The sequence below is a fragment of the Herminiimonas sp. genome (genome assembly GCF_030655415.1).
In genome coordinates this window covers 213604-239076 of record NZ_JAURVN010000015.1, presented here as the reverse complement: position 1 = coordinate 239076, position 25473 = coordinate 213604, and the positions used below count along the sequence as shown (strand labels likewise).

At 51.4% G+C, this 25473-nt stretch carries 28 protein-coding genes; 12 read left to right on the top strand and 16 right to left on the bottom strand.

Features of this window, described 5'->3' with window-relative positions:
* Positions 1 to 78: 78 nt before the first annotated feature.
* The 5 genes from Q7T66_RS14220 to Q7T66_RS14240 all read left to right on the top strand — a co-directional run bounded on the left by Q7T66_RS14220 (position 79) and on the right by Q7T66_RS14240 (position 4642).
* Positions 79 to 1431, top strand: a complete 1353-nt coding sequence (locus Q7T66_RS14220) for a pitrilysin family protein (RefSeq protein ID WP_304933999.1) — start codon at positions 79 to 81, stop codon at positions 1429 to 1431.
* Positions 1432 to 1488: 57 nt separating this feature from the next.
* Complete coding sequence (locus Q7T66_RS14225) at positions 1489 to 2811, top strand: pitrilysin family protein (RefSeq protein WP_304933979.1); 1323 nt, start codon at positions 1489 to 1491, stop codon at positions 2809 to 2811.
* Between the two features lie 118 nt (positions 2812 to 2929).
* On the top strand, positions 2930 to 3583 hold the full coding sequence (gene rsmD, locus Q7T66_RS14230; RefSeq protein ID WP_304933980.1) for a 16S rRNA (guanine(966)-N(2))-methyltransferase RsmD: 654 nt from the start codon (positions 2930 to 2932) through the stop codon (positions 3581 to 3583).
* Between the two features lie 160 nt (positions 3584 to 3743).
* The gene (gene coaD, locus Q7T66_RS14235) at positions 3744 to 4241 is read left to right on the top strand and encodes a pantetheine-phosphate adenylyltransferase (protein ID WP_304933981.1); all 498 of its coding nucleotides are present in this window, start codon (positions 3744 to 3746) and stop codon (positions 4239 to 4241) included.
* A 137-nt stretch (positions 4242 to 4378) separates the two neighbouring features.
* Positions 4379 to 4642 (top strand): YfhL family 4Fe-4S dicluster ferredoxin, encoded by a 264-nt coding sequence (locus Q7T66_RS14240; RefSeq protein ID WP_304933982.1) that lies wholly within the window; start codon positions 4379 to 4381, stop codon positions 4640 to 4642.
* 83 nt (positions 4643 to 4725) lie between these two features.
* Here the strand turns inward: Q7T66_RS14240 and Q7T66_RS14245 are convergent, their stop codons facing one another.
* Positions 4726 to 5811, bottom strand: a complete 1086-nt coding sequence (locus Q7T66_RS14245; RefSeq protein ID WP_304933983.1) for a DUF484 family protein — start codon at positions 5809 to 5811, stop codon at positions 4726 to 4728.
* A gap of 183 nt (positions 5812 to 5994) precedes the next feature.
* Complete coding sequence (locus Q7T66_RS14250) at positions 5995 to 6846, bottom strand: MOSC domain-containing protein (RefSeq protein WP_304933984.1); 852 nt, start codon at positions 6844 to 6846, stop codon at positions 5995 to 5997.
* A gap of 104 nt (positions 6847 to 6950) precedes the next feature.
* Here Q7T66_RS14250 and Q7T66_RS14255 point away from each other — a divergent pair, with 104 nt between their 5' ends.
* Entirely contained in the window at positions 6951 to 7802 is an 852-nt protein-coding gene (locus tag Q7T66_RS14255; protein WP_304933984.1) for an MOSC domain-containing protein, read from the top strand.
* Positions 7803 to 7985: 183 nt separating this feature from the next.
* Positions 7986 to 9071 (top strand): DUF484 family protein, encoded by a 1086-nt coding sequence (locus Q7T66_RS14260; protein ID WP_304933983.1) that lies wholly within the window; start codon positions 7986 to 7988, stop codon positions 9069 to 9071.
* Positions 9072 to 9154: 83 nt separating this feature from the next.
* On the opposite strand, the gene Q7T66_RS14265 is transcribed toward Q7T66_RS14260, so the two are convergent.
* The 5 genes from Q7T66_RS14265 to Q7T66_RS14285 all read right to left on the bottom strand — a co-directional run bounded on the left by Q7T66_RS14265 (position 9155) and on the right by Q7T66_RS14285 (position 13718).
* Positions 9155 to 9418, bottom strand: coding sequence for a YfhL family 4Fe-4S dicluster ferredoxin (locus Q7T66_RS14265; RefSeq protein WP_304933982.1), 264 nt, complete (start codon positions 9416 to 9418; stop codon positions 9155 to 9157).
* A 137-nt stretch (positions 9419 to 9555) separates the two neighbouring features.
* Positions 9556 to 10053 (bottom strand): pantetheine-phosphate adenylyltransferase, encoded by a 498-nt coding sequence (gene coaD, locus Q7T66_RS14270; protein WP_304933981.1) that lies wholly within the window; start codon positions 10051 to 10053, stop codon positions 9556 to 9558.
* A 160-nt stretch (positions 10054 to 10213) separates the two neighbouring features.
* Positions 10214 to 10867: a 16S rRNA (guanine(966)-N(2))-methyltransferase RsmD gene (gene rsmD / locus Q7T66_RS14275; RefSeq protein WP_304933980.1), complete on the bottom strand. Its 654-nt coding sequence runs from the start codon at positions 10865 to 10867 to the stop codon at positions 10214 to 10216.
* A gap of 118 nt (positions 10868 to 10985) precedes the next feature.
* Positions 10986 to 12308, bottom strand: a complete 1323-nt coding sequence (locus tag Q7T66_RS14280) for a pitrilysin family protein (RefSeq protein ID WP_304933979.1) — start codon at positions 12306 to 12308, stop codon at positions 10986 to 10988.
* A gap of 57 nt (positions 12309 to 12365) precedes the next feature.
* Positions 12366 to 13718 (bottom strand): pitrilysin family protein, encoded by a 1353-nt coding sequence (locus Q7T66_RS14285; protein WP_304933999.1) that lies wholly within the window; start codon positions 13716 to 13718, stop codon positions 12366 to 12368.
* A gap of 121 nt (positions 13719 to 13839) precedes the next feature.
* Here Q7T66_RS14285 and ftsY point away from each other — a divergent pair, with 121 nt between their 5' ends.
* The 4 genes from ftsY to rpoH all read left to right on the top strand — a co-directional run bounded on the left by ftsY (position 13840) and on the right by rpoH (position 17768).
* Positions 13840 to 14883, top strand: a complete 1044-nt coding sequence (ftsY, locus tag Q7T66_RS14290) for a signal recognition particle-docking protein FtsY (RefSeq protein ID WP_304933998.1) — start codon at positions 13840 to 13842, stop codon at positions 14881 to 14883.
* Positions 14884 to 14893: 10 nt separating this feature from the next.
* On the top strand, positions 14894 to 15577 hold the full coding sequence (locus Q7T66_RS14295; protein WP_304933978.1) for a cell division ATP-binding protein FtsE: 684 nt from the start codon (positions 14894 to 14896) through the stop codon (positions 15575 to 15577).
* Complete coding sequence (gene ftsX / locus Q7T66_RS14300; RefSeq protein ID WP_304933977.1) at positions 15574 to 16500, top strand: permease-like cell division protein FtsX; 927 nt, start codon at positions 15574 to 15576, stop codon at positions 16498 to 16500. The genes Q7T66_RS14295 and ftsX overlap by 4 nt, the downstream gene beginning before the upstream one ends.
* Positions 16501 to 16871: 371 nt before the next feature.
* Positions 16872 to 17768, top strand: a complete 897-nt coding sequence (rpoH, locus tag Q7T66_RS14305) for an RNA polymerase sigma factor RpoH (RefSeq protein ID WP_304933976.1) — start codon at positions 16872 to 16874, stop codon at positions 17766 to 17768.
* A gap of 86 nt (positions 17769 to 17854) precedes the next feature.
* On the opposite strand, the gene Q7T66_RS14310 is transcribed toward rpoH, so the two are convergent.
* From Q7T66_RS14310 to Q7T66_RS14330, 5 genes are all read right to left on the bottom strand, one after another.
* Complete coding sequence (locus Q7T66_RS14310; RefSeq protein WP_304933975.1) at positions 17855 to 18451, bottom strand: SCO family protein; 597 nt, start codon at positions 18449 to 18451, stop codon at positions 17855 to 17857.
* Positions 18452 to 18455: 4 nt separating this feature from the next.
* Positions 18456 to 19340, bottom strand: a complete 885-nt coding sequence (cyoE, locus tag Q7T66_RS14315) for a heme o synthase (protein ID WP_304933974.1) — start codon at positions 19338 to 19340, stop codon at positions 18456 to 18458.
* A 69-nt stretch (positions 19341 to 19409) separates the two neighbouring features.
* Positions 19410 to 20456, bottom strand: coding sequence for a heme A synthase (locus Q7T66_RS14320; RefSeq protein WP_304933997.1), 1047 nt, complete (start codon positions 20454 to 20456; stop codon positions 19410 to 19412).
* 46 nt (positions 20457 to 20502) lie between these two features.
* The gene (locus Q7T66_RS14325; protein WP_304933973.1) at positions 20503 to 21087 is read right to left on the bottom strand and encodes a cytochrome C oxidase subunit I; all 585 of its coding nucleotides are present in this window, start codon (positions 21085 to 21087) and stop codon (positions 20503 to 20505) included.
* Complete coding sequence (locus Q7T66_RS14330; protein WP_304933972.1) at positions 21074 to 21787, bottom strand: SURF1 family protein; 714 nt, start codon at positions 21785 to 21787, stop codon at positions 21074 to 21076. Before Q7T66_RS14330 ends, Q7T66_RS14325 begins: the two co-directional genes overlap by 14 nt.
* Before the next feature lie 67 nt (positions 21788 to 21854).
* Between Q7T66_RS14330 and Q7T66_RS14335 the strand changes: the two genes are divergently transcribed.
* The gene (locus tag Q7T66_RS14335; protein WP_304933971.1) at positions 21855 to 22055 is read left to right on the top strand and encodes a twin transmembrane helix small protein; all 201 of its coding nucleotides are present in this window, start codon (positions 21855 to 21857) and stop codon (positions 22053 to 22055) included.
* 89 nt (positions 22056 to 22144) lie between these two features.
* On the opposite strand, the gene Q7T66_RS14340 is transcribed toward Q7T66_RS14335, so the two are convergent.
* From Q7T66_RS14340 to ctaD, 4 genes are all read right to left on the bottom strand, one after another.
* A complete protein-coding gene (locus Q7T66_RS14340; RefSeq protein ID WP_304933970.1) occupies positions 22145 to 23005 on the bottom strand; it encodes a cytochrome c oxidase subunit 3 in 861 nt (286 codons plus the stop codon).
* Between the two features lie 125 nt (positions 23006 to 23130).
* Entirely contained in the window at positions 23131 to 23709 is a 579-nt protein-coding gene (locus Q7T66_RS14345) for a cytochrome c oxidase assembly protein (protein ID WP_304933969.1), read from the bottom strand.
* A 6-nt stretch (positions 23710 to 23715) separates the two neighbouring features.
* Positions 23716 to 23820, bottom strand: a complete 105-nt coding sequence (locus Q7T66_RS14350; RefSeq protein ID WP_304933968.1) for a cytochrome oxidase small assembly protein — start codon at positions 23818 to 23820, stop codon at positions 23716 to 23718.
* A gap of 39 nt (positions 23821 to 23859) precedes the next feature.
* The gene (ctaD, locus tag Q7T66_RS14355; RefSeq protein ID WP_304933967.1) at positions 23860 to 25467 is read right to left on the bottom strand and encodes a cytochrome c oxidase subunit I; all 1608 of its coding nucleotides are present in this window, start codon (positions 25465 to 25467) and stop codon (positions 23860 to 23862) included.
* Positions 25468 to 25473: the final 6 nt, after the last annotated feature.

Genomic DNA, 25473 nt, shown 5'->3' with positions numbered 1-25473 from the left:
GTTGCAGGCAAGCGGATACAATCGACGTATTCTATCAGAGCGAAGGCTATCAAATTGCGTATTAGAACAATGAAAACAATGCTGTTGGCAGGATCAATTATTTTGGCGACGTCATTTGCGCATGCCGCACAGACTGAAGAATTCACTTTGAAAAACGGCATGAAGATTATCGTCAACGAAGATCATCGTGCACCAACAGTGGCGCACATGATCTGGTATCGCGTCGGCGCAGTGGATGAGCGCAACGGTACGACGGGCGTCGCACATGCGCTGGAACACATGATGTTTAAAGGCACCAAGAAGCTGAAAGTAGGGGAATTCAGCAAGCGTGTTGCCGAACTAGGCGGCCGTGAAAACGCATTTACCAGCAAGGATTACACCGCTTATTTCCAGCAAATCGAGAAATCCAAGCTCGAGGCCGTGATGGCGCTGGAAGCCGACCGCATGGTCAATCTGCAATTCGACAAAAATGAATTCGCCAAAGAAATCCGCGTCGTGATGGAAGAGCGCCGCCTGCGTACCGACGACCAGCCTATCGCAATGGTGCAGGAAGCATTGACCGCGACTGCCTACGCCGCGCATCCATATCGCAATCCGGTCATAGGCTGGATGGATGATTTGGAAAACATGACCGTCGCCGATGTAAAAGCCTGGCATGACGCTTGGTATGTGCCGAACAACGCGACGATGGTTGTGTCCGGCGATGTCGATGCGAAACAGGTTTTTAAACTCGCAGAAAAATACTTTGGCAACTATGCGGGCAGAACCTTGACGCGTACCCGTCCGCAAAACGAGCCGCCGCAATTCGGTATCAAACGCGTGACCGTTAAAGCTCCAGCAGAAAATCCCTATGTCGTATTGGCATTCAAAGTGCCTGCTTTGAAGGATGTCAAAAAAGATGACGACGCCTTCGCGCTCGATGTGTTGGCAGCCGTGCTGGATGGTTACGACAATGCACGTCTGACCGCCAAGCTGGTTCGTACAGATCGTGTTGCGAATGAAGTTGGCGCTTCGTATTCTGGTATCGCCCGTGGGCCAGTGATGTTTTTGCTGGATGGCTCGCCGGCGGCTGGCAATACAACTGAACAACTGGAAAAACAATTGCGTGCTGAAGTGACACGTATCGCCACCGATGGCGTATCGGAAGCTGAATTGAAGCGGGTGAAAACGCAGTTGATTGCAGGCCAGGTTTACAAACGCGATTCAGTATTTGGTCAGGCGATGGAAATTGGCGCGATGGAAATGTCGGGTCTGTCGTACAAGGATATCGATTTAATTATTGAGCGCTTGCGTGCGGTGACGCCGCAACAAGTGCAGGCAGTGGCGCAGAAGTATTTTGGCGATGAGGCGTTGACGGTGGCGACCTTGGTGCCTTTGCCGATGGCGGATAAAAAACCTGTCGCGCCAGCAGCAAGCGGTCCGCTACGTTGATAGCGGTGGTATCGCTTTTAGCTGCGTTCAAAACTAAACAAGTATTTCTGGAGTCCCATGTTTAAAATAATTACAGGCTTGGCCTTATGTGCCGCATGCAGTATTTCTCACGCTGCATTACAGATTCAATCGTGGACCTTACCGAATGGCGCGCGCGTGTTGTTTGTCGAAAATCACACGATTCCGATTCTCGATCTGAGTGTTGATTTCGATGCCGGTGCGCGTCGTGACCCAACTGGAAAATCAGGCGTTGCCGCGTTGACGAATGCGATGCTGGCACGCGGCATTCGTGCAGCACAAACGTCGAATGAGTTAGCGCTGAGCGAGGCGCAAATCTCCGATGCGTTTGCTGATACGGCAGCTATCCGTGGCGCCAGACTTGACGACGATCGTTCTGGTGTGACCTTGCGAACGCTGGTGTCGGAACGTGAAGTTGCGGTGCCATTGGTGGGACGTTTACTGGCTGAGCCCAGCTTTCCGCAAGAATTTTTGACGCGCGATAAGGCGCGCACGATTGCTTCGATCAAAGAAAGTTTGACGCAGCCGGAAGCGATTGCCGACAAAGCATTTTCGCGCTTGTTGTATGGCGCTCATCCGTACGGACAGCAACTGACAGTGGAATCGGTGACGGCAATTACGCGTGACGATTTGCTGGCTTTCCATACTGCGCATTACGTGGCGAACCGTGCAGTGGTCGCATTGATAGGCGATGTCACGCGTGAGCAGGCAGACAAAATTGCGCAGGAACTCACGCGACGTTTGCCGCAAGGAGCTGCGTTGCCGAATTTGCCGGTAGTGCCAGTCGCGAAAGGTGCAGAAGAACGTATCCCGCATCAAGCGTCGCAAGCGCATATCTTGATCGGTATGCCAGCGATGGCGCGTCACGATCCTGATCACTTCGCGCTAACGGTCGGCAATTATGTATTAGGCGGTGGCGGTTTTGCTTCGCGCTTGATGCAGCAGGTGCGTGAAAAACGTGGCCTGACTTACGGCGTCAGCAGCTACTTTAATCCGATGGCGCAACCAGGACCTTTCCAGATTGGTTTGCAAACCAAAAAAGAACAAGCTAGCGAAGCATTGAAAGTGACGCGCGATACGATGACTGAATTTTTGCGTGATGGCCCGACCGCAGCGGAATTGAAAGGCGCGAAGGATAATTTGATCGGTGGTTTTTCGTTACGTATCGATAGCAATAAAAAGATACTCGAGAATATTGCCGCGATTGGTTTTTACCAGTTGCCGCTGGATTATCTGGATACCTGGACCGCGAAAGTGGCTGCGGTGACGACGGCTCAGGTCAAGGATGCATTCAATCGCAAGCTGCAAATGGATAAATTATCGATAGTGGTCGTAGGAGCAGAAACAGGCGCGGATAAGTAAGCATGGGCAGATAGATAGACGCCACGCTGGCTTGCATGGAGCGTAGTCATTACAATCCATGCTGCGCGCACTTTTCAGCGCGTGGTTTCAATCACACCGTTCCATTGCATCGTCACTCATGTCCAAAAAGATACGTAATAAACCGCCTAAACCTGCCCCCAAGCGCCTACCGCGTCCCGTCATGACGCACCAGGTGCGCATCATAGGCGGGCAATGGAAGCGCACGCCGCTCGTCGTTCTCGATGCAGAAGGTTTGCGGCCTACGCCGGATCGTGTGCGCGAAACAGTATTCAACTGGATCAATCATTTGATCGACGGCAACTGGAGCAAGCTTAAATGCCTGGATCTGTTTGCCGGTACCGGCGTGCTCGGCTTTGAAGCGGCAAGTCGCGGTGCGGAGCAAGTCGTGATGGTAGAAATGCATACACCTGCAGTACGACAACTCGAAGCGACCAAGGAAAAACTGCGCGCTGATCAAGTTAGCATTGTGCGCGGTGACGCTTTCGCGGCAGCACAAGGTATGCAGGCACGCGGGGGCAACGGTCAATTCAATCTGATTTTTCTGGATCCGCCGTATCTTCAAAACTGGCTCGCCAAAATATTGCCGGTGTGCGCGCCTTTGTTGGCGGACGGCGGTTTGATTTATGTCGAATCTGAAGTGGCTCTTGATGGTGAGACGCCTCCTGATTGGCTGCAAGGCTGGGAAGTCGTGCGCGCAGACAATGCAGGATTGGTTTTTTACCATCTTTTGCAAGCGAAAAAACTCGCCTAACTTCAGGCATAATGCGCTTTCAGTTTATTTGCGGTGCCCATAGTGTCGTACTGCGCTATGCCGGAACCAGAAGCAAAACGCTCATATTGCCCCTTCAACCGGCGCATCTGCCGCGTGCTTTGTCCGCCAGCTGACACTTAGCCACCATACGGGAGCCATCATGGTCACAGCCATTTATCCAGGAACATTCGATCCACTGACACGTGGACACGAAGACCTGGTACGTCGCGCATCAGGTTTGTTCGACAAGTTGATTGTCGGCGTTGCCGACAGCAAGAACAAAAAACCATTCTTTTCGCTGGAAGAACGCCTGACCATTTCGAATGAAGTGCTTGGTCACTATCCGAACGTGCATGTCGAAAGTTTCTCCGGCTTACTGAAAGATTTTGTTCGTCGCCACGATGCACGCGTGATCGTGCGTGGTTTGCGCGCGGTATCGGATTTCGAATATGAATTCCAGATGGCTGGCATGAATCGCTACCTGTTGCCCGACGTCGAAACGCTGTTCCTGACCCCGTCCGATCAGTATCAATTCATCTCTGGTACGATAGTTCGTGAGATCGCTGCACTCGGTGGCGACGTGTCGAAGTTTGTTTTCCCATCAGTCGACAAATGGCTGAAAGAGAAAATCGCGGCACAAGCGCTGGAGCAAAAGTAAGCTGAAACTGGAGTTGTCATGGCCTTGCTGATTAAGGATACGTTGAACGGAGTTACGCAAGGTCACGCCTTGTGCCGGTCAGCGCAGCAAACGCCTGCAGGTGTTAGTTGTATTCGTCCTGCAGATGCGGAGGCAATATGGCACTGCTGATCACGGACGAATGCATTAACTGCGACGTATGCGAACCGGAGTGCCCGAACGATGCGATTTACATGGGGCAGGAGATCTACGAGATCGATCCGACCAAATGTACGGAATGCGTAGGCCACTTCAGCCAGCCACAATGCCAGGAAGTCTGCCCGGTCGAATGCATACCCTTCAATCCGGCGTGGCGCGAAAGCAAGGAAGAGTTGCAAACCAAATACGAAAGACTGCAGTCTGAACTTAAAGCCGTGTCGTGAAAATAGCAGCGCAATAGAAAAAGGACCAATCATTGGTCCTTTTTTTATTGCGTATTCAATTTGATTTCAGTCTGCGCCGACAATTACTCCGAGCTTACCACTTTGTTTCTGCCACCTTGCTTGGCGAGATATAAAGCCTGATCCGCCTTCGCCAAAAATTGTTGTGCTGCCGCTGCGGTTTCTTCCTTGCGGCCTATGGCCTTGAGGTTGGATACGCCGATGGAAACGGTTGAACGTAGATTCTCACCGCTCGTCAACTTGATCGGTGTATTGCAAATACTCGCGCGTATGCGCTCAGCAACTGCCACGGCCGCATCCAGCGATGCATCGATCAGCAACACGACAAATTCTTCACCGCCAAAACGACCTAACGCATCGCTCAAGCGCAACTCTGCCTTGATGCGCGCTGCAACTTCACGCAGCACCTCATCGCCGCCTTGATGGCCGTAGTTGTCATTCACCTTCTTGAAAAAATCCAGATCGATATACATCGCCGACAGCGAATAACCATGACGCTGCGTGCGTCCGACTTCTTCCAATAGGCGTCGCTCAACATAGCGGCGATTGTTCACGCCGGTCAACGGATCAGTCAGACCTATGTGTTGTAGCCGTTCATTGTTGATGACGTTTTCTACGCAAATCGCGACGATTGATGCGCGGTGCTGTAAAAAATCACTCGCCATGCCCGAAGTAAAACGCTCGGGATCAAGACTGCCCAGACTCAGCCAACCTATTAGCGCATTGCGGCGTATCAGCGGCAGTATTGCGACGCTCTTTGGTTTTAATACGGTATCTGGGAACAGTCGGCGATGCTGCATCGTGTACGGACCGATAGACGGCTTGCGTGCAGGATGCGTGATTTCGTCTATGCCTTGTTCGATGAAAAGCAGATTTGGATAGTCGCTGACATCAATGCGCAAATCGGTCAGGATTCGGCGAATTTCTGCATCAGGATCAATCAGCGAGAGTGTGACGACATCCAGTTCGGATGCTTCCGTGAGCGTATCGAAAACGCTGTCGATTAATTCCTGGAAGGTGTTCGAGCTGATGAATTCCAGGTCGAATTCCTGGTAGCGCTGCATGATCTGCTGATTGCGATGCGCCTGCTCCAGCAGTAGTTTCAACTGATTGCGTAACTGCGAATTTTCGTTAGTCAGCGTGTTCGTCATGGACATCAGATTAAAACTGCAAGGGCAGAGGCGCTATGAAAATAGCAATAGATTAAGTGCTGCATACTACGCCGATGCTTGTTGTATAGCAATTTTTGTGCGCAGTTAAGATCGCTTTAATCCCAATTCAAGTGCATAAAGCCGAAGATCATTCGTGTTGCAAGCAACTCCGGAGCAATTGCTTCAGAAATCCAGTTCAACTTCAACGTTCTGTCCGACGCGTATCACTTGCCCTTCGCCGCTCAGCAAAACGGTATTCATGCCGAACGTGATGCGGTCATCCATTTTGGGATTGGTGCGATAGGTTTGCAGAATATCCAGCGGGTCGGGGCCGAATTCGCCGCTTTCCTGATTGATGGATGGAATCGGGCAGCGCGGCGAAGGTTTGACTGGCTTCAGGTTTGCCTCGCCGATGGTGTACGAGATCGCGAAATCTTCTTCGAAGGCTGCAATATCGCTGAATACTATATTCGGACGGAAGCGATTCATAGGCAACGCAGCACGTCCTTGCGCGACCAGTTTTTCATTCAAATCATCCAGTGAACCAGTGCCGATTACCAGCATCGGGAAACCATCAGAGAACAGCGTCGGCGCTTCAAGCTCCTTGGTCCATTCTTTACTGGCGAGCCGTGTAGCGTCAGGATGAAAGCGCACCAATCTGCAAGAAGTGCCTAAGGCATTCGAGAACCACAACGCTGTCGTGTCGTCGCAATCATAGGCAGCGACTTCATCGTCCCAGACTTTTACGCGTACGACTTTTTCATCTGCTGGATCGGGCAGATCCAAGGGAATTTCAAAGCGCAGCATGCCCGGCGAACGCAGTTCCAACGTGTCGGCCTTGATGCGTGGTTCGATCAACGCCATCTTTGGAAATTCGCGTTGCGTCAGTGCTTGCCAGTTCTCATCGACTATCATCCACTCGCGATCATAAATATGCTGGCTCATCAAACCGGCTGGCGTCAACGTCGCTTCGCGCAAAGAAATGCCTGCGCAGGATTTGATCGGATACAGATTGAGTTCGGTAAGTAATGGCATGGATGGCGTGTGCTTTTCGAAATTATCTAGAAAATTGCCGCTGGTTTCGATGCATCGAAACCAGCGGCAATTTTCTAGATAATTTCGAAAAGCACACGCCATCCATGCCATTACTTACCGAACTCAATCTGTATCCGATCAAATCCTGCGCAGGCATTTCTTTGCGCGAAGCGACGTTGACGCCAGCCGGTTTGATGAGCCAGCATATTTATGATCGCGAGTGGATGATAGTCGATGAGAACTGGCAAGCACTGACGCAACGCGAATTTCCAAAGATGGCGTTGATCGAACCACGCATCAAGGCCGACACGTTGGAACTGCGTTCGCCGGGCATGCTGCGCTTTGAAATTCCCTTGGATCTGCCCGATCCAGCAGATGAAAAAGTCGTACGCGTAAAAGTCTGGGACGATGAAGTCGCTGCCTATGATTGCGACGACACGACAGCGTTGTGGTTCTCGAATGCCTTAGGCACTTCTTGCAGATTGGTGCGCTTTCATCCTGACGCTACACGGCTCGCCAGTAAAGAATGGACCAAGGAGCTTGAAGCGCCGACGCTGTTCTCTGATGGTTTCCCGATGCTGGTAATCGGCACTGGTTCACTGGATGATTTGAATGAAAAACTGGTCGCGCAAGGACGTGCTGCGTTGCCTATGAATCGCTTCCGTCCGAATATAGTATTCAGCGATATTGCAGCCTTCGAAGAAGATTTCGCGATCTCGTACACCATCGGCGAGGCAAACCTGAAGCCAGTCAAACCTTCGCCGCGCTGCCCGATTCCATCCATCAATCAGGAAAGCGGCGAATTCGGCCCCGACCCGCTGGATATTCTGCAAACCTATCGCACCAATCCCAAAATGGATGACCGCATCACGTTCGGCATGAATACCGTTTTGCTGAGCGGCGAAGGGCAAGTGATACGCGTCGGACAGAACGTTGAAGTTGAACTGGATTTCTGAAGCAATTGCTCCGGAGTTGCTTGCAACACGAATGATCTTCGGCTTTATGCACTTGAATTGGGATTAAAGCGATCTTAACTGCGCACAAAAATTGCTATACAACAAGCATCGGCGTAGTATGCAGCACTTAATCTATTGCTATTTTCATAGCGCCTCTGCCCTTGCAGTTTTAATCTGATGTCCATGACGAACACGCTGACTAACGAAAATTCGCAGTTACGCAATCAGTTGAAACTACTGCTGGAGCAGGCGCATCGCAATCAGCAGATCATGCAGCGCTACCAGGAATTCGACCTGGAATTCATCAGCTCGAACACCTTCCAGGAATTAATCGACAGCGTTTTCGATACGCTCACGGAAGCATCCGAACTGGATGTCGTCACACTCTCGCTGATTGATCCTGATGCAGAAATTCGCCGAATCCTGACCGATTTGCGCATTGATGTCAGCGACTATCCAAATCTGCTTTTCATCGAACAAGGCATAGACGAAATCACGCATCCTGCACGCAAGCCGTCTATCGGTCCGTACACGATGCAGCATCGCCGACTGTTCCCAGATACCGTATTAAAACCAAAGAGCGTCGCAATACTGCCGCTGATACGCCGCAATGCGCTAATAGGTTGGCTGAGTCTGGGCAGTCTTGATCCCGAGCGTTTTACTTCGGGCATGGCGAGTGATTTTTTACAGCACCGCGCATCAATCGTCGCGATTTGCGTAGAAAACGTCATCAACAATGAACGGCTACAACACATAGGTCTGACTGATCCGTTGACCGGCGTGAACAATCGCCGCTATGTTGAGCGACGCCTATTGGAAGAAGTCGGACGCACGCAGCGTCATGGTTATTCGCTGTCGGCGATGTATATCGATCTGGATTTTTTCAAGAAGGTGAATGACAACTACGGCCATCAAGGCGGCGATGAGGTGCTGCGTGAAGTTGCAGCGCGCATCAAGGCAGAGTTGCGCTTGAGCGATGCGTTAGGTCGTTTTGGCGGTGAAGAATTTGTCGTGTTGCTGATCGATGCATCGCTGGATGCGGCCGTGGCAGTTGCTGAGCGCATACGCGCGAGTATTTGCAATACACCGATCAAGTTGACGAGCGGTGAGAATCTACGTTCAACCGTTTCCATCGGCGTATCCAACCTCAAGGCCATAGGCCGCAAGGAAGAAACCGCAGCGGCAGCACAACAATTTTTGGCGAAGGCGGATCAGGCTTTATATCTCGCCAAGCAAGGTGGCAGAAACAAAGTGGTAAGCTCGGAGTAATTGTCGGCGCAGACTGAAATCAAATTGAATACGCAATAAAAAAAGGACCAATGATTGGTCCTTTTTCTATTGCGCTGCTATTTTCACGACACGGCTTTAAGTTCAGACTGCAGTCTTTCGTATTTGGTTTGCAACTCTTCCTTGCTTTCGCGCCACGCCGGATTGAAGGGTATGCATTCGACCGGGCAGACTTCCTGGCATTGTGGCTGGCTGAAGTGGCCTACGCATTCCGTACATTTGGTCGGATCGATCTCGTAGATCTCCTGCCCCATGTAAATCGCATCGTTCGGGCACTCCGGTTCGCATACGTCGCAGTTAATGCATTCGTCCGTGATCAGCAGTGCCATATTGCCTCCGCATCTGCAGGACGAATACAACTAACACCTGCAGGCGTTTGCTGCGCTGACCGGCACAAGGCGTGACCTTGCGTAACTCCGTTCAACGTATCCTTAATCAGCAAGGCCATGACAACTCCAGTTTCAGCTTACTTTTGCTCCAGCGCTTGTGCCGCGATTTTCTCTTTCAGCCATTTGTCGACTGATGGGAAAACAAACTTCGACACGTCGCCACCGAGTGCAGCGATCTCACGAACTATCGTACCAGAGATGAATTGATACTGATCGGACGGGGTCAGGAACAGCGTTTCGACGTCGGGCAACAGGTAGCGATTCATGCCAGCCATCTGGAATTCATATTCGAAATCCGATACCGCGCGCAAACCACGCACGATCACGCGTGCATCGTGGCGACGAACAAAATCTTTCAGTAAGCCGGAGAAACTTTCGACATGCACGTTCGGATAGTGACCAAGCACTTCATTCGAAATGGTCAGGCGTTCTTCCAGCGAAAAGAATGGTTTTTTGTTCTTGCTGTCGGCAACGCCGACAATCAACTTGTCGAACAAACCTGATGCGCGACGTACCAGGTCTTCGTGTCCACGTGTCAGTGGATCGAATGTTCCTGGATAAATGGCTGTGACCATGATGGCTCCCGTATGGTGGCTAAGTGTCAGCTGGCGGACAAAGCACGCGGCAGATGCGCCGGTTGAAGGGGCAATATGAGCGTTTTGCTTCTGGTTCCGGCATAGCGCAGTACGACACTATGGGCACCGCAAATAAACTGAAAGCGCATTATGCCTGAAGTTAGGCGAGTTTTTTCGCTTGCAAAAGATGGTAAAAAACCAATCCTGCATTGTCTGCGCGCACGACTTCCCAGCCTTGCAGCCAATCAGGAGGCGTCTCACCATCAAGAGCCACTTCAGATTCGACATAAATCAAACCGCCGTCCGCCAACAAAGGCGCGCACACCGGCAATATTTTGGCGAGCCAGTTTTGAAGATACGGCGGATCCAGAAAAATCAGATTGAATTGACCGTTGCCCCCGCGTGCCTGCATACCTTGTGCTGCCGCGAAAGCGTCACCGCGCACAATGCTAACTTGATCAGCGCGCAGTTTTTCCTTGGTCGCTTCGAGTTGTCGTACTGCAGGTGTATGCATTTCTACCATCACGACTTGCTCCGCACCGCGACTTGCCGCTTCAAAGCCGAGCACGCCGGTACCGGCAAACAGATCCAGGCATTTAAGCTTGCTCCAGTTGCCGTCGATCAAATGATTGATCCAGTTGAATACTGTTTCGCGCACACGATCCGGCGTAGGCCGCAAACCTTCTGCATCGAGAACGACGAGCGGCGTGCGCTTCCATTGCCCGCCTATGATGCGCACCTGGTGCGTCATGACGGGACGCGGTAGGCGCTTGGGGGCAGGTTTAGGCGGTTTATTACGTATCTTTTTGGACATGAGTGACGATGCAATGGAACGGTGTGATTGAAACCACGCGCTGAAAAGTGCGCGCAGCATGGATTGTAATGACTACGCTCCATGCAAGCCAGCGTGGCGTCTATCTATCTGCCCATGCTTACTTATCCGCGCCTGTTTCTGCTCCTACGACCACTATCGATAATTTATCCATTTGCAGCTTGCGATTGAATGCATCCTTGACCTGAGCCGTCGTCACCGCAGCCACTTTCGCGGTCCAGGTATCCAGATAATCCAGCGGCAACTGGTAAAAACCAATCGCGGCAATATTCTCGAGTATCTTTTTATTGCTATCGATACGTAACGAAAAACCACCGATCAAATTATCCTTCGCGCCTTTCAATTCCGCTGCGGTCGGGCCATCACGCAAAAATTCAGTCATCGTATCGCGCGTCACTTTCAATGCTTCGCTAGCTTGTTCTTTTTTGGTTTGCAAACCAATCTGGAAAGGTCCTGGTTGCGCCATCGGATTAAAGTAGCTGCTGACGCCGTAAGTCAGGCCACGTTTTTCACGCACCTGCTGCATCAAGCGCGAAGCAAAACCGCCACCGCCTAATACATAATTGCCGACCGTTAGCGCGAAGTGATCAGGATCGTGACGCGCCATCGCTGGCATACCGATCAAGATATGCGCTTGCGACGCTTGATGCGGGATACGTTCTTCTGCACCTTTCGCGACTGGCACTACCGGCAAATTCGGCAACGCAGCTCCTTGCGGCAAACGTCGCGTGAGTTCCTGCGCAATTTTGTCTGCCTGCTCACGCGTGACATCGCCTATCAATGCGACCACTGCACGGTTCGCCACGTAATGCGCAGTATGGAAAGCCAGCAAATCGTCACGCGTAATTGCCGTCACCGATTCCACTGTCAGTTGCTGTCCGTACGGATGAGCGCCATACAACAAGCGCGAAAATGCTTTGTCGGCAATCGCTTCCGGCTGCGTCAAACTTTCTTTGATCGAAGCAATCGTGCGCGCCTTATCGCGCGTCAAAAATTCTTGCGGAAAGCTGGGCTCAGCCAGTAAACGTCCCACCAATGGCACCGCAACTTCACGTTCCGACACCAGCGTTCGCAAGGTCACACCAGAACGATCGTCGTCAAGTCTGGCGCCACGGATAGCTGCCGTATCAGCAAACGCATCGGAGATTTGCGCCTCGCTCAGCGCTAACTCATTCGACGTTTGTGCTGCACGAATGCCGCGTGCCAGCATCGCATTCGTCAACGCGGCAACGCCTGATTTTCCAGTTGGGTCACGACGCGCACCGGCATCGAAATCAACACTCAGATCGAGAATCGGAATCGTGTGATTTTCGACAAACAACACGCGCGCGCCATTCGGTAAGGTCCACGATTGAATCTGTAATGCAGCGTGAGAAATACTGCATGCGGCACATAAGGCCAAGCCTGTAATTATTTTAAACATGGGACTCCAGAAATACTTGTTTAGTTTTGAACGCAGCTAAAAGCGATACCACCGCTATCAACGTAGCGGACCGCTTGCTGCTGGCGCGACAGGTTTTTTATCCGCCATCGGCAAAGGCACCAAGGTCGCCACCGTCAACGCCTCATCGCCAAAATACTTCTGCGCCACTGCCTGCACTTGTTGCGGCGTCACCGCACGCAAGCGCTCAATAATTAAATCGATATCCTTGTACGACAGACCCGACATTTCCATCGCGCCAATTTCCATCGCCTGACCAAATACTGAATCGCGTTTGTAAACCTGGCCTGCAATCAACTGCGTTTTCACCCGCTTCAATTCAGCTTCCGATACGCCATCGGTGGCGATACGTGTCACTTCAGCACGCAATTGTTTTTCCAGTTGTTCAGTTGTATTGCCAGCCGCCGGCGAGCCATCCAGCAAAAACATCACTGGCCCACGGGCGATACCAGAATACGAAGCGCCAACTTCATTCGCAACACGATCTGTACGAACCAGCTTGGCGGTCAGACGTGCATTGTCGTAACCATCCAGCACGGCTGCCAACACATCGAGCGCGAAGGCGTCGTCATCTTTTTTGACATCCTTCAAAGCAGGCACTTTGAATGCCAATACGACATAGGGATTTTCTGCTGGAGCTTTAACGGTCACGCGTTTGATACCGAATTGCGGCGGCTCGTTTTGCGGACGGGTACGCGTCAAGGTTCTGCCCGCATAGTTGCCAAAGTATTTTTCTGCGAGTTTAAAAACCTGTTTCGCATCGACATCGCCGGACACAACCATCGTCGCGTTGTTCGGCACATACCAAGCGTCATGCCAGGCTTTTACATCGGCGACGGTCATGTTTTCCAAATCATCCATCCAGCCTATGACCGGATTGCGATATGGATGCGCGGCGTAGGCAGTCGCGGTCAATGCTTCCTGCACCATTGCGATAGGCTGGTCGTCGGTACGCAGGCGGCGCTCTTCCATCACGACGCGGATTTCTTTGGCGAATTCATTTTTGTCGAATTGCAGATTGACCATGCGGTCGGCTTCCAGCGCCATCACGGCCTCGAGCTTGGATTTCTCGATTTGCTGGAAATAAGCGGTGTAATCCTTGCTGGTAAATGCGTTTTCACGGCCGCCTAGTTCGGCAACACGCTTGCTGAATTCCCCTACTTTCAGCTTCTTGGTGCCTTTAAACATCATGTGTTCCAGCGCATGTGCGACGCCCGTCGTACCGTTGCGCTCATCCACTGCGCCGACGCGATACCAGATCATGTGCGCCACTGTTGGTGCACGATGATCTTCGTTGACGATAATCTTCATGCCGTTTTTCAAAGTGAATTCTTCAGTCTGTGCGGCATGCGCAAATGACGTCGCCAAAATAATTGATCCTGCCAACAGCATTGTTTTCATTGTTCTAATACGCAATTTGATAGCCTTCGCTCTGATAGAATACGTCGATTGTATCCGCTTGCCTGCAACACACCGGCAAGCGCCTGTGACCGCTGTTCTGACCCCATTCCCGATGTTTAGTTTCTTCAAGAAAAAACCGCAAGAACCTGCACCGCTGGCGAACGCGCCTGTAACGCCGGCGCCAATTCCCGAACCAGCTGTGTCTGCCGCAGTTGTAACGCCAACGGAAATCGTTGCCGCCGTTACGCCGGTAGAGCAAAAGCAATCATGGGTAGAGCGACTGAAAGTCGGGCTTTCCAAAACATCATCCCATTTGACGACATTATTTGTCGGCGCAAAAATCGGCGATGAATTATATGAAGAGCTGGAATCCGCATTATTGATGTCCGATGCGGGCGTCGATGCCACGCAATTCCTGCTCGATGAATTGAAGCGCAAGGTCAAGAATGAAAAACTGACCGAAGCCACACAAGTCAAAACGGCCTTACGCAGCTTGCTACTCGACATGCTGACGCCGCTGCAAAAGCCGTTGGTGCTAGGGCAACATCAACCTTTGGTCATCATGATCACCGGCGTCAATGGCGCGGGCAAAACCACGACTATCGGCAAGCTCGCTAAACATCTGCAGGCGCACGGCCAATCTGTTTTGCTGGCAGCGGGCGATACCTTCCGTGCTGCCGCACGCGAGCAATTGACGGTATGGGGCGAGCGTAATAACGTGGCAGTAATCGCGCAAGAGTCTGGAGATCCGGCCGCAGTCGCTTTCGATGCGGTTCATTCTGCGCAAGCACGCGGCACGAATGTCGTGATGGTCGACACCGCCGGACGCCTGCCTACGCAATTGCATTTGATGGAAGAATTAAAGAAAATCAAACGCGTCACAGCCAAAGGCATGGCGTCCGCGCCGCATGAGATTTTGCTGGTGATAGACGGCAACACCGGACAAAACGCGCTGACGCAAGTCAAAGCCTTTGACGATGCATTGGGCCTCACCGGCTTGGTCGTCACCAAGCTCGACGGCACGGCCAAAGGTGGCGTACTTGCAGCGATTGCACGCGCACGACCGATACCGGTTTACTTTATCGGCGTCGGCGAACAAATCGAAGATCTGCAGCCATTCAATGCGCAGGAATTTGTAGAAGCTCTCTTGGGATAAAGCGACATCGATGATTGAATTTCGCCAGGTTTCAAAAAAATATACGCAAAACGTCACCGCGCTGTCCGACATCACACTGTCGGTCAACAAAGGCGAACTGGTCTTTCTGGCCGGCCCTTCCGGCGCTGGCAAATCCACGCTATTGAAAATGATAGCCGCGATGGAAAGACCAACTGAAGGTACCGTCATCGTCAGCGGCCATGATATCGGTCGCATCAAAAATTCCGGCCTGCCTTATCTGCGTCGCAATCTCGGTTTGATTTTTCAGCAACAACGCTTGCTGTCGGATCGTAATGTACTGGCGAATGTGATGTTGCCGTTAGTCGTCTGCGGTGCGTCACGCTCCGATGCAGAACGCCGCGCACGCGCTGCGCTGGATAAAGTCGGCCTGCTCGACAAAGCCAGCTCCGCACCGCAAACCTTATCCGGCGGCGAACAACAACGCGTGTCGATTGCACGCGCCATCGTTAATCGTCCTCAAATTATTCTGGCAGATGAGCCGACCGCAAATCTGGATCGCGAGAGCGCCAACAAGGTACTGGACGCGTTAAAAGCTTTTAACGCAGTCGGCGTTACTTGCCTGATTTCTACCCACGACGAACAATTTCTCGATACGGCAACGCGCGTGATTTATCTCGATCGCGGCAAGATTATCGAAAGCTGGCGCAGAACGACTCCGCAGGTGATGGCATGAATAGCTGGTTCAGACAACATCGTTTCGCGCTAGGCGATGCGTTTCGCCACTTGTTCAAAACACCGGGCAATTTTTTACTCAACGTATTGGTCGTGTCGATTGCATTAGCATTGCCATTTGCTGGTTTGACACTGATTGAAAACGTCAGACCCGTATCCGAACAGTTAGCGGTTGAACCGGAAATCAGCATCTTCATGCAGATGGATGCATCGCGTGAACGCGCTACGGCGCTCGCACCGGAAATCAAACGCATCGCGCAAGAAGCCAAACATCCGGTCAAGCTGGAATTCATTCCGCGCGAAAAAGCGCTCAGCACGCTGAAAGATAAAACCGGACTGGAAGACGCCATCAGCACGCTAGGCGCGAATCCTTTGCCAGATGCCTACGTCGTCAAAATGACGGGCTTCCAGAACGATGACGACGCCAAGAAGATCAAGCAAATTACTGAAAAACTGCAGGCCTTGAATGGCGTTGAATACGTGCAAATTGATTCGGCATGGGTGGAGCGTTTGGCAGCGCTGCTGCAAGTGATGCGCTTGGTGTTGCTATTCCTCGCTGCGACTTTGGGCGTGGTGGTGGTTGCCGTCGTGTTCAACACGATCCGTTTGCAAGTCATGACGCAGCGCGAAGAAATCGAAGTCTCGCGTCTGGTCGGCGCCACCGACTCTTTCATCTGCAGGCCGTTTTATTACACAGGCGCCCTGCTCGGTCTGATCGCTGGCGGCGTTGCGTTGATCGCGGTTGCGATTGCCTTGAATCCGCTCAACGCAGCTATCGCAGACTTTGCGCGGCTGTATGCGTCCGAATTCCGATTGGTTCCGCTTGATGTCAGCGCAACCTTGATCATGTTGGCGGCCAGTGCTTTCCTCGGTTTGCTGGGAGCACTGTTATCGGTGCAGCGGCATTTGGCGCGACTGGCTTAAAAATACAAATAGCGCTTATCTTCATGAGCGCTATTTCAAATATGCCAAATTATTAATGTAAGCGCACACTAGCCTTTCAGGCGTCTGATGCGGCGACTTCCACGCAATAAAGTACTTTCCGCTCGGAAGTAAAAAGCACTTAAAAATCCTGCGAAAAAACATCCCTCACACGCAACTTCATAGCAGAAGTTCGCTCTAATTCTAGTAAGCCAAGATTTATTGTGATCAAAAATGCAATAGCATTTTAGCTATCGGTCTAGTATAAAACGCTCATTAGCAGTCATTCGTAGAGAGTGCTAATATAGCCGTTCTAAACGATTTCGCAGCAGCAAGGCGAGTCGATTCTGAATAAAAGTGAGCAAGGAGAAAGTATGAAAGCAGCATCTGCATCAACCGCAATGATTCCAGCCAGCAATATCATGGCACTGGGGTTTTCTGGCGCGCTGGGCAATATTGACGCTTACATCTCGGCGGTCAATCGCCTGCCTATGCTGACGCATGAAGAAGAAATGTCACTGGCTCGTCGTCTGCGCGACGATAACGATTTGGGCGCTGCGCAAAAGCTGGTGCTTTCGCATCTGCGTCTGGTTGTCTCAATTGCCCGCGGCTACTTGGGTTATGGCTTGCCACATGCGGATTTGATTCAAGAAGGCAATATCGGTTTGATGAAAGCCGTGAAACGTTTTGATCCCGATCAAGGCGTGCGTCTTGTTTCGTATTCGATGCATTGGATCAAGGCAGAAATGCATGAGTACATCCTGAAAAACTGGCGCTTGGTAAAAGTTGCGACGACCAAAGCACAACGCAAGTTGTTCTTTAATCTGCGCAGCCATAAAACCGGCCTCGATTCGATGACGCCTGATCAAGTAGATGCTTTGGCAAAAACGCTGAACGTCAAACGCGAAGAAGTCATCGAGATGGAAATGCGTTTATCCGGTCGCGACATTGCGCTGGAAGCGCCAACTGATGATGAAGACGACAAATTTGCACCTATCGCTTATTTGTCTTCGGATATGCAAGAGCCGACCAAAGTTTTGGAAGCACAGAACTACGACAAACTGCAAACCGAAGGTTTGTCGACAGCGTTGGGCAAACTGGATCCGCGTTCACGTCGCATCGTGGAAGCGCGCTGGTTGGCCAACGATGATGGCTCAGGCGCAACCTTGCATGAACTGGCTGATGAGTTCGGTGTTTCTGCAGAACGCATACGTCAGATCGAAGCAGTTGCATTGAAAAAAATGAAAGGTTCGCTGGCTGCTTACGCATAATCAAATATGTGTAGTTAAGCAAGCTGCAGTGAACAAAAAAGGCGCTCAATTGAGCGCCTTTTTTTATGTCGGATTTACTGAACTGATCAAGCAGGTTCGGCCAACAGAATCTTCAAGTCGTGCACGATAGGTTCTACACCTTGACCGTGGCGTATGAATAAACGTATGCGCCCTTGCGGATCAAATACATAGCTGCCAGCCGTGTGATCGACGGTATAACTACCCGGCGTTTTGCCCGGCACTTTTTGATAAAAAACTTTGAATTCCTTGGCGGTCTTTTCAGTCTCTGCCAAATCACCACGCAAACCCAGGAAGCGAGGATCAAATGCGGGCACGTATTGCGACAACAGAGTTGCCGTATCGCGCTCAGGATCAACCGTGATAAACAATACCTGCACCTTGTCAGCATCCGGACCCAAAGCCTTCATCACGTTTGCCATTTCCAACATCGTCGTCGGGCAAACATCAGGACATTGCGTAAAGCCGAAGAACACCACTACAGCCTTGCCTTTGAAATCGGCCAAGGTACGTGGCTTGCCATTATGGTCATGCAGGGAAAAATCCTTGCCATATGCCAGCCCGGTCACGTCCGTATTATTGAAAGCCACAGGCGCAGCCTTCTCGCCACATGCGCTTAACGCAAACAAAGCAGTACAGATCAACAGCAAGGAACGTAGACGCATCTTTTTAAAACCTTAAATAGTGGTCGACCAATAATGCGGCGAACAGCAGCGACAAATAAATGATCGAATACGTAAACATCTTGCGCGCGATCATGTCGGTGTAATGCCGATAAACCTGCCACGCATACCAGACAAAAATTGCATCGAGCACAGCCGCTGAAGCCAGATAAATCAAGCCGCTCATACCAACTGCAAACGGCAACATAGTAGTCGCCACCAAGGCGATCGTGTACAACCAGATATGGAATTGCGTGAACGCCGTACCGTGTGTAATCGGCAGCATAGGCAAACCGGATTTTGCATATTCATCGCGACGATACAAAGCCAGCGCCCAGAAATGCGGCGGCGTCCAGATGAAAATAATCAGGACCAAAATCCACGCTTGCATAGGTAAATCATTCGCGACCGCAGCCCAACCAAGTGCTGGTGGCATCGCACCGGACAAACCGCCGATGACGATATTTTGCGGCGTCGCTGGTTTCAGGATGATGGTGTAAATCACGGCGTAACCAACGAAGGTTGCGAAGGTCAGCCACATCGTCAACGGATTGACGAAGTTATAAAGTATCCACATCCCCGCGCCGCCAAGCACGCCCGAAAAAATCAGCGTCTGCGGCACAGTGATTTCGCCGCGCGCCATCGGACGACGCGCAGTACGCGCCATGCGTGAATCGATCTCACGTTCGACCAGACAGTTAATCGCGAAAGCAGCACCGGCCAACAGCCAGATGCCGACAGTTGCAGCAACGACGATCTTCCAGCTTGGCAGTTCAGGTGTTGCCAAAAACATGCCGATCACGGCGCAAAAAACTGCAAGCTGCGTCACACGCGGCTTGGTCAGTGCCCAGTATTGGGCGATGCGATTGGGAGAGGCGGTCAGGGTTGTCATGCGTTATCTTTTGATGCGGCGGGTGAACAGATCAATACAAATACATCTGCAAAAACTATTTGATCTGACTCACGATTTCCCGGGCTGACCCGAGATTCTAGTCTTGTAGTTTAACATGACCAGCAGCAGCACAAGCAGCGCGGCACAACCGTTGTGCGCTACTGCAAGTGCGAGCGGCCATTTCAATGACACGGTGGCAATACCAATCGTGATTTGCAAAGCCAGCGCGCCCAGCAAAGCACGCGCAATCGGCCGCATGCCTTCAAGCTTGAGCGCTTGATAACCCAGCCACGCAAGATAAGCGGCCAGCACAAATGCAAAAACTCTGTGCGTCCAATGGATCGCTGTCAGCGCATCGAACGGCAAATACTCACCGTCGGCAGTCATCCCCAGACTGCGCCACAAGGTAAAGCCATTATCGAAATCCATCTGCGGGATCAATGCGCCATGACACAGAGGGAAATCAGTACAAGCCAGCGCTGCATAGTTGGTACTAACCCAGCCGCCCAACGCAATTTGTACGGTCAGCAATAGCAAACCTATCAATGCAGGAAGTCGCAATGCTGATGCTTGCTCTGCGACGTACGCATGATCTTTTTGGTAAGCGCCCACCCAGGTCAACATGCCGAGTAAAAGCATGCCTAGCAATAAATGGATGGTCACGATGATGGGTTGCAACTTCATCGTGACAGTCCACGCGCCAAACGCACCTTGTATGCAGACGAAGACAAACAGCAGCATCGGGTAGCGCGGCGAGAAGCGTTGGTTAGTACGGCCGCTCTGTAACCAGAAGCGCCATGCAATCACCATAATCGCGATGATCAATACACCGATGCCCATCGCAAGATAGCGATGAATCATTTCCACCCATGCCTTCATCACGGTCACCGGACCATCGGGCATCAAGGCTTCAGCGGCGCGTATATGTTCCATCGCCTGCAAAGGATTGGCATGGCCGTAACAACCTGGCCAATCAGGGCAACCAAGGCCGGAATCGGTTAGCCGCGTGAATGCGCCGAACATGATCACGTCAAAGGTGAGGAACACCGTCACCCATACCAGCTTGCGATACTTGTCTGGATCTTTCGACGACCAGACAATCACACATGCCAGCATCGCGACAAAAAGTCCTTTGCTGGCTAGCTGGAACAGAGTATTGGAATCAACCAATTGAAGAAGCTTTCAAAAGTTTGGTGACGTCTTTTTTAATCTTGTTCGGGTCTGCATCTTTAGGGAAGCGCATCATCAAATTGCCCAGAGGATCGATCATGAAAATATGATCAGATATCGTCGTGCCCTCTTCCACTGGCAACCATCCACGCACGACATCTGCCTTTGCACGCAGCATGTTTGTGCCGTCAAATTCACGGATCAAAATCGTGTCTAGCGGCTTGTTATCGGTGATCAACCAGACGCGCTCTATGCGTTCCATCTCCTTGCCTTGCGCCAGACGTAGCTGGCGTATGTCATGCAGTTTTTTCTCACAGACGGCAGGACATTCTCCGCCGTCAACCTGCAGCATGATCCACTTGCCTTTATAAGCATCCAGTGCGATTGGTTTGCCATCCAGCGTCGTGGTTCCCAGCGCAGGAATCGGATGATCACGCGGATCGATAAACGCGCCGTAATTAGTACGGCTTTGCGGCTTGATCACGTAGTACGTCAGATACGACAAAATAATCGGCGATGCACACACCAGAATCACGGCGAGTAATTTCCAGCGTCCCTTGTTTTTACTTTTTTCCACGGCGAATTCCTGTCACAACAAAAAAGATAAAAGCCATTGCCGCCAATGCGTACCACTGGAAGGCGTAACCGCGATGTTTTTCCACCCCGGTAGATGGCAAGGGCCAGTCGCGCACCAAGCCATCGTGGGTATCGGATAGCTGTTCAAGAAAAATCGGCTGCATCGTCAATTTACTCGATGCTGCAAAGCTGGGGATATCCAGATTTTGCACAATCGCATGCGGCTGTGGCGCATCAACCGCGCCTAATTGCATGACTTGACCGATAGACTGCCGCGCCACACCTTCAATTTCAATCGTGCCATCAGGTGTGACAACGGCTGGTACTTTAATCCGATCAGATGGATTGCGCGGAATCCAGCCACGCGCGACCAACACATATTGATTGGTCGCAACAATCTTGAACGGCATCAACAGATAAAAACCGGCAACACCATTATGCGGACGATTGTCCAGATACACAGGCCAGTCGCGCAAGAACTCGCCTTTGGCAAGCACCCGTCTAAACTCAAGATCCTCGGCATTAGGCAAGCTTGCATCCAGTCGAATCGCCGGTGCAGACTGGCGTGCCTGCAGCTTCTCTGCCAGTTCAATCTTCTCGACCGCACGATGAGTCTGCCATTGCGCCAGCGACAATCCTATTGCCACTGCAATCGCTGCAGCGATAAATGGAATGAGCCTAAATCGAAAGGTGATTCGCATTACAATACCAATTCACTCTAAGCATTCTGCGTTGCGTACCCATGCCATACGGTAGACAGACACAATCATGAAAATCTTCGTCGCCATCGCTTTTATCCTGATCCTCGGCAGCCTTGGCTCCGCACTGTTTTTCCTGATGAAGGATAAAGGCAAAAGCGACCGTACGGTCAAGGCACTCGCGATGCGCGTCGGCTTCTCGATCACACTATTTCTTTTAGTCCTGTTGGCGTATCGCCTCGGTTATATACAACCAACCGGCATACGCTGAAATCAAGATTTGCATCTAGTACAACATCCGACTTGCTCGTAAAAAAGCCGCACCGAAGTGCGGCTTTTTTATGTCTTGCTGATTACTGATTACAACCAGTAAACAACAACGTACAAACCAAGCCAGACCACGTCAACAAAGTGCCAGTACCAGGCTGCGCCTTCAAACGCGAAATGATTTTCCGCTGTGAAATGGCCCTTCAGCACACGATACAAAACCACACTCAACATGATCGCGCCCAAGGTCACATGGAAACCATGGAAGCCGGTCAGCAAAAAGAAGGTAGAACCATAGACACCAGATGTCAACTTCAGGTTCAGCTCGCTGTATGCGTGCATGTATTCATAAACCTGGAAGCCCATGAAAATCGCGCCCAACAAAATTGTCGCCGCCAGCCAGATCGCTGTTTGGGTACGATGATTTGCACGAATCGCATGATGCGAAATTGTCAGCGTGACGCCAGACAGCAAAAGCAACGCGGTGTTGATGGTCGGGATCCAGAACGGGCCCATCGTCGTGAATGATTCAACGGTGCCAGCAGGACCAACATTGCCCCAATGCGCTGCAAAATCAGGCCACAAGATTTTGTGATCCAGATCGCCAAGCCAAGGCATAGAGATGCTGCGCGCATAAAACAAGGCGCCGAAGAACGCTGCAAAGAACATGACTTCAGAGAAGATGAACCAGCTCATGCTCCAGCGGAAAGAGGCATCAACACGCTGGTTGTACATGCCACCTTCAGATTCGCCTATCGCATCGCCAAACCACTTGTACAGTACGACGAGAAAGCCGAGCAGGCCTGCGAAAGTCGCATACGGCCCCCAGGCTGCATCATTAACCCAACCCGACGCGCCAAGCATCATCGTCAGCAGGGAAATACCCGCGGCCACCGGCCAGCTGGACGGACCCGGCACGAAATAATAAGGCGCATTTGCGTATGTTGCACTCATCTCAATCTCCCAATACAAAATTCAAATAGTTACGGTGCAAGGGCAACTTCAAGCCATGAGCACCGCAATTCAATTCCATTTAAACCTGGCGACATGATCGCCGTCGTATTCCGTATTTATTATTCTTATCCTGCTACTGCCGGTTTTAACTCAACCGTTTTTTCAGGCTTGGCTATCTCGAAGAAGGTATAAGACAAAGTAATCGTCTTTACATCCTTGGGCAAAGCCGGATCCAGATAAAACACCACAGGCATTTGCTTGGCTTGATTTGCTTCCAGCGTCTGCTGCTGGAAACAGAAACATTCCACTTTCTTGAAATGCGCTGCAGCTTGTTGCGGCGCATAGCTTGGAATTGCCTGTGCTTCTACACTACGCTTTTGCGTATTCACCACCTCATAAAGCACTTGGGTCATTTCACCCGGATGCACTTGCATGCTGCTGACGGTTGGTCGAAACCGAAACGGGCCCTGCGCATTCGCATCAAACTCAACCGTAATCGTCCTGCTCTTGTCGATTTGCGAATTATCGATAGGCTTTACCTTCATCTCTTGCGAGGTCAGGATATTGACGCCAGTCAATTCACAAATTTGTTTGTAAAGCGGCACCAGCAGATAACCAAAACCAAACATCATTACGGCAATCACGATAAGTTTGCCGAACATCCGGGCATTCAATCTGCCTGTTGGTTCTGTCTGGTTATCCATCTCGCCCTAACTAAACCAAATACGTTTGACAACCACGCTCAGCATGAAAGCTATTGCGACCGCTGCTAGTAGCAATCCTGTACGCAGATTACGCTTTTTTTGATCCGTCATATGAAGGCAGCCTCATTCAACATGAGGCCGCCGCTCCATTTACTTAACAGTCGGTGGTGTTTCAAATGTATGGAAAGGCGCTGGACTAGGCACTGTCCATTCGAGGCCTTCTGCACCTTCCCAAGGTTTGTCAGCAGCAGGTACACCACCACGTATCGATGGAATGACCACCGCAAACAGGAAGTACAACTGCATCAAGCCAAAGCCCAAACCACCGATCGATGCGATAACATTAAAGTCAGTGAACTGCGCTGGATAATCTGCGTAACGACGCGGCATGCCGGCCAGTCCCAGGAAGTGCATAGGGAAGAAAGTCACATTGAACAGAATCAGCGAACCCCAGAAGTGAATCTTGCCGCGGGTTTCGTTGTACATAAAACCTGTCCACTTTGGTCCCCAGTAATAGAAGCCAGCGAACAGCGCGAACAAGGAACCTGCCACCAACACATAGTGGAAGTGAGCAACCACGTAATAGGTATCTTGCAACTGAATATCGATAGGCGTTACCGCCAGAATCAGACCGGTAAAACCACCAATCGTGAACACGAAGATGAAACCAATCGCGAACAACATCGGTGTTTCGAAAGTCATCGAGCCGCGCCACATGGTCGCGATCCAGTTGAAAATCTTTACGCCGGTCGGGACTGCAATCAACATCGTCGCGTACATGAAGAACAACTGCGCAGTCACCGGCATACCGGTGGTGAACATGTGATGCGCCCACACCATGAACGACAGAATCGCGATCGAAGCCGTTGCATACACCATCGATGCATAACCGAACAACTGCTTGCGTGCGAAGGTTGGGATGATGTGCGACACGATACCGAAGGCCGGCAAAATCATGATGTACACCTCTGGATGTCCGAAGAACCAGAAGATGTGTTGGTACATGACAGGATCGCCGCCACCAGCCGCGTTAAAGAATGATGTACCGAAATGACGGTCGGTCAGTGTCATCGTGATCGCGCCAGCCAATACCGGCATCACAGCGATCAGCAGGTAAGCAGTAATCAACCAGGTCCAGCAAAACATCGGCAACTTCATCAATGTCATGCCAGGCGCGCGCATGTTCAAGATGGTGACAATGATGTTGATCGAACCCATGATCGACGAAGCACCCATGATATGCAGCGCGAAAATCGCCATATCCATGCCTGGTCCCATTTGGGTCGACAGTGGCGCATACAAAGTCCAGCCAGCAGCAGTTGCGCCACCAGGAACCAGGAACGAAACCGCCAACAGAATCGCAGCAGGTGGCAACAACCAGAACGAGAAGTTGTTCATCCGCGCAAACGCCATGTCGGATGCGCCGATTTGCAGCGGCACCATCCAGTTGGCGAAACCAACGAAGGCCGGCATGATCGCGCCGAACACCATCATGATGCCGTGCATTGTGGTCAACTGATTGAAGAACTCAGGTTGCATCAATTGCAAACCAGGCTGGAACAGTTCGGCGCGAATCAACATCGCCAAGAAACCGCCAGACAGCAGCATGGTGAAAGAGAACCACAGATACAGCGTACCGATATCTTTATGGTTGGTTGCATAGACCCAGCGGCGCCAGCCTTCTGGCACGCCGTGATGATCGTCGTGCGAATGATCGTGGGCTGCGTCGTGTGAGTGATCGACTGCGGTTGTACTCATCTCAAT

Coding starts and splice junctions, on each gene's coding strand:
- rpoH (WP_304933976.1), top strand. CDS start 16,872: ATGAAAGCAGCATCTGCATCAACCGCAATGATTCCAGCCAGCAATATC.
- Q7T66_RS14320 (WP_304933997.1), bottom strand. CDS start 20,456: ATGCTGGCATGTGTGATTGTCTGGTCGTCGAAAGATCCAGACAAGTAT.
- Q7T66_RS14345 (WP_304933969.1), bottom strand. CDS start 23,709: ATGGATAACCAGACAGAACCAACAGGCAGATTGAATGCCCGGATGTTC.
- Q7T66_RS14225 (WP_304933979.1), top strand. CDS start 1,489: ATGTTTAAAATAATTACAGGCTTGGCCTTATGTGCCGCATGCAGTATT.
- rsmD (WP_304933980.1), bottom strand. CDS start 10,867: ATGTCCAAAAAGATACGTAATAAACCGCCTAAACCTGCCCCCAAGCGC.
- Q7T66_RS14310 (WP_304933975.1), bottom strand. CDS start 18,451: ATGCGTCTACGTTCCTTGCTGTTGATCTGTACTGCTTTGTTTGCGTTA.
- Q7T66_RS14220 (WP_304933999.1), top strand. CDS start 79: ATGCTGTTGGCAGGATCAATTATTTTGGCGACGTCATTTGCGCATGCC.
- cyoE (WP_304933974.1), bottom strand. CDS start 19,340: ATGACAACCCTGACCGCCTCTCCCAATCGCATCGCCCAATACTGGGCA.
- coaD (WP_304933981.1), bottom strand. CDS start 10,053: ATGGTCACAGCCATTTATCCAGGAACATTCGATCCACTGACACGTGGA.
- Q7T66_RS14245 (WP_304933983.1), bottom strand. CDS start 5,811: ATGACGAACACGCTGACTAACGAAAATTCGCAGTTACGCAATCAGTTG.
- Q7T66_RS14255 (WP_304933984.1), top strand. CDS start 6,951: ATGCCATTACTTACCGAACTCAATCTGTATCCGATCAAATCCTGCGCA.
- Q7T66_RS14285 (WP_304933999.1), bottom strand. CDS start 13,718: ATGCTGTTGGCAGGATCAATTATTTTGGCGACGTCATTTGCGCATGCC.
- Q7T66_RS14250 (WP_304933984.1), bottom strand. CDS start 6,846: ATGCCATTACTTACCGAACTCAATCTGTATCCGATCAAATCCTGCGCA.
- Q7T66_RS14340 (WP_304933970.1), bottom strand. CDS start 23,005: ATGAGTGCAACATACGCAAATGCGCCTTATTATTTCGTGCCGGGTCCG.
- Q7T66_RS14350 (WP_304933968.1), bottom strand. CDS start 23,820: ATGACGGATCAAAAAAAGCGTAATCTGCGTACAGGATTGCTACTAGCA.
- Q7T66_RS14335 (WP_304933971.1), top strand. CDS start 21,855: ATGAAAATCTTCGTCGCCATCGCTTTTATCCTGATCCTCGGCAGCCTT.
- Q7T66_RS14240 (WP_304933982.1), top strand. CDS start 4,379: ATGGCACTGCTGATCACGGACGAATGCATTAACTGCGACGTATGCGAA.
- Q7T66_RS14280 (WP_304933979.1), bottom strand. CDS start 12,308: ATGTTTAAAATAATTACAGGCTTGGCCTTATGTGCCGCATGCAGTATT.
- Q7T66_RS14265 (WP_304933982.1), bottom strand. CDS start 9,418: ATGGCACTGCTGATCACGGACGAATGCATTAACTGCGACGTATGCGAA.
- Q7T66_RS14295 (WP_304933978.1), top strand. CDS start 14,894: ATGATTGAATTTCGCCAGGTTTCAAAAAAATATACGCAAAACGTCACC.
- coaD (WP_304933981.1), top strand. CDS start 3,744: ATGGTCACAGCCATTTATCCAGGAACATTCGATCCACTGACACGTGGA.
- ctaD (WP_304933967.1), bottom strand. CDS start 25,467: ATGAGTACAACCGCAGTCGATCACTCACACGACGCAGCCCACGATCAT.
- rsmD (WP_304933980.1), top strand. CDS start 2,930: ATGTCCAAAAAGATACGTAATAAACCGCCTAAACCTGCCCCCAAGCGC.
- Q7T66_RS14330 (WP_304933972.1), bottom strand. CDS start 21,787: ATGCGAATCACCTTTCGATTTAGGCTCATTCCATTTATCGCTGCAGCG.
- ftsY (WP_304933998.1), top strand. CDS start 13,840: ATGTTTAGTTTCTTCAAGAAAAAACCGCAAGAACCTGCACCGCTGGCG.
- ftsX (WP_304933977.1), top strand. CDS start 15,574: ATGAATAGCTGGTTCAGACAACATCGTTTCGCGCTAGGCGATGCGTTT.
- Q7T66_RS14260 (WP_304933983.1), top strand. CDS start 7,986: ATGACGAACACGCTGACTAACGAAAATTCGCAGTTACGCAATCAGTTG.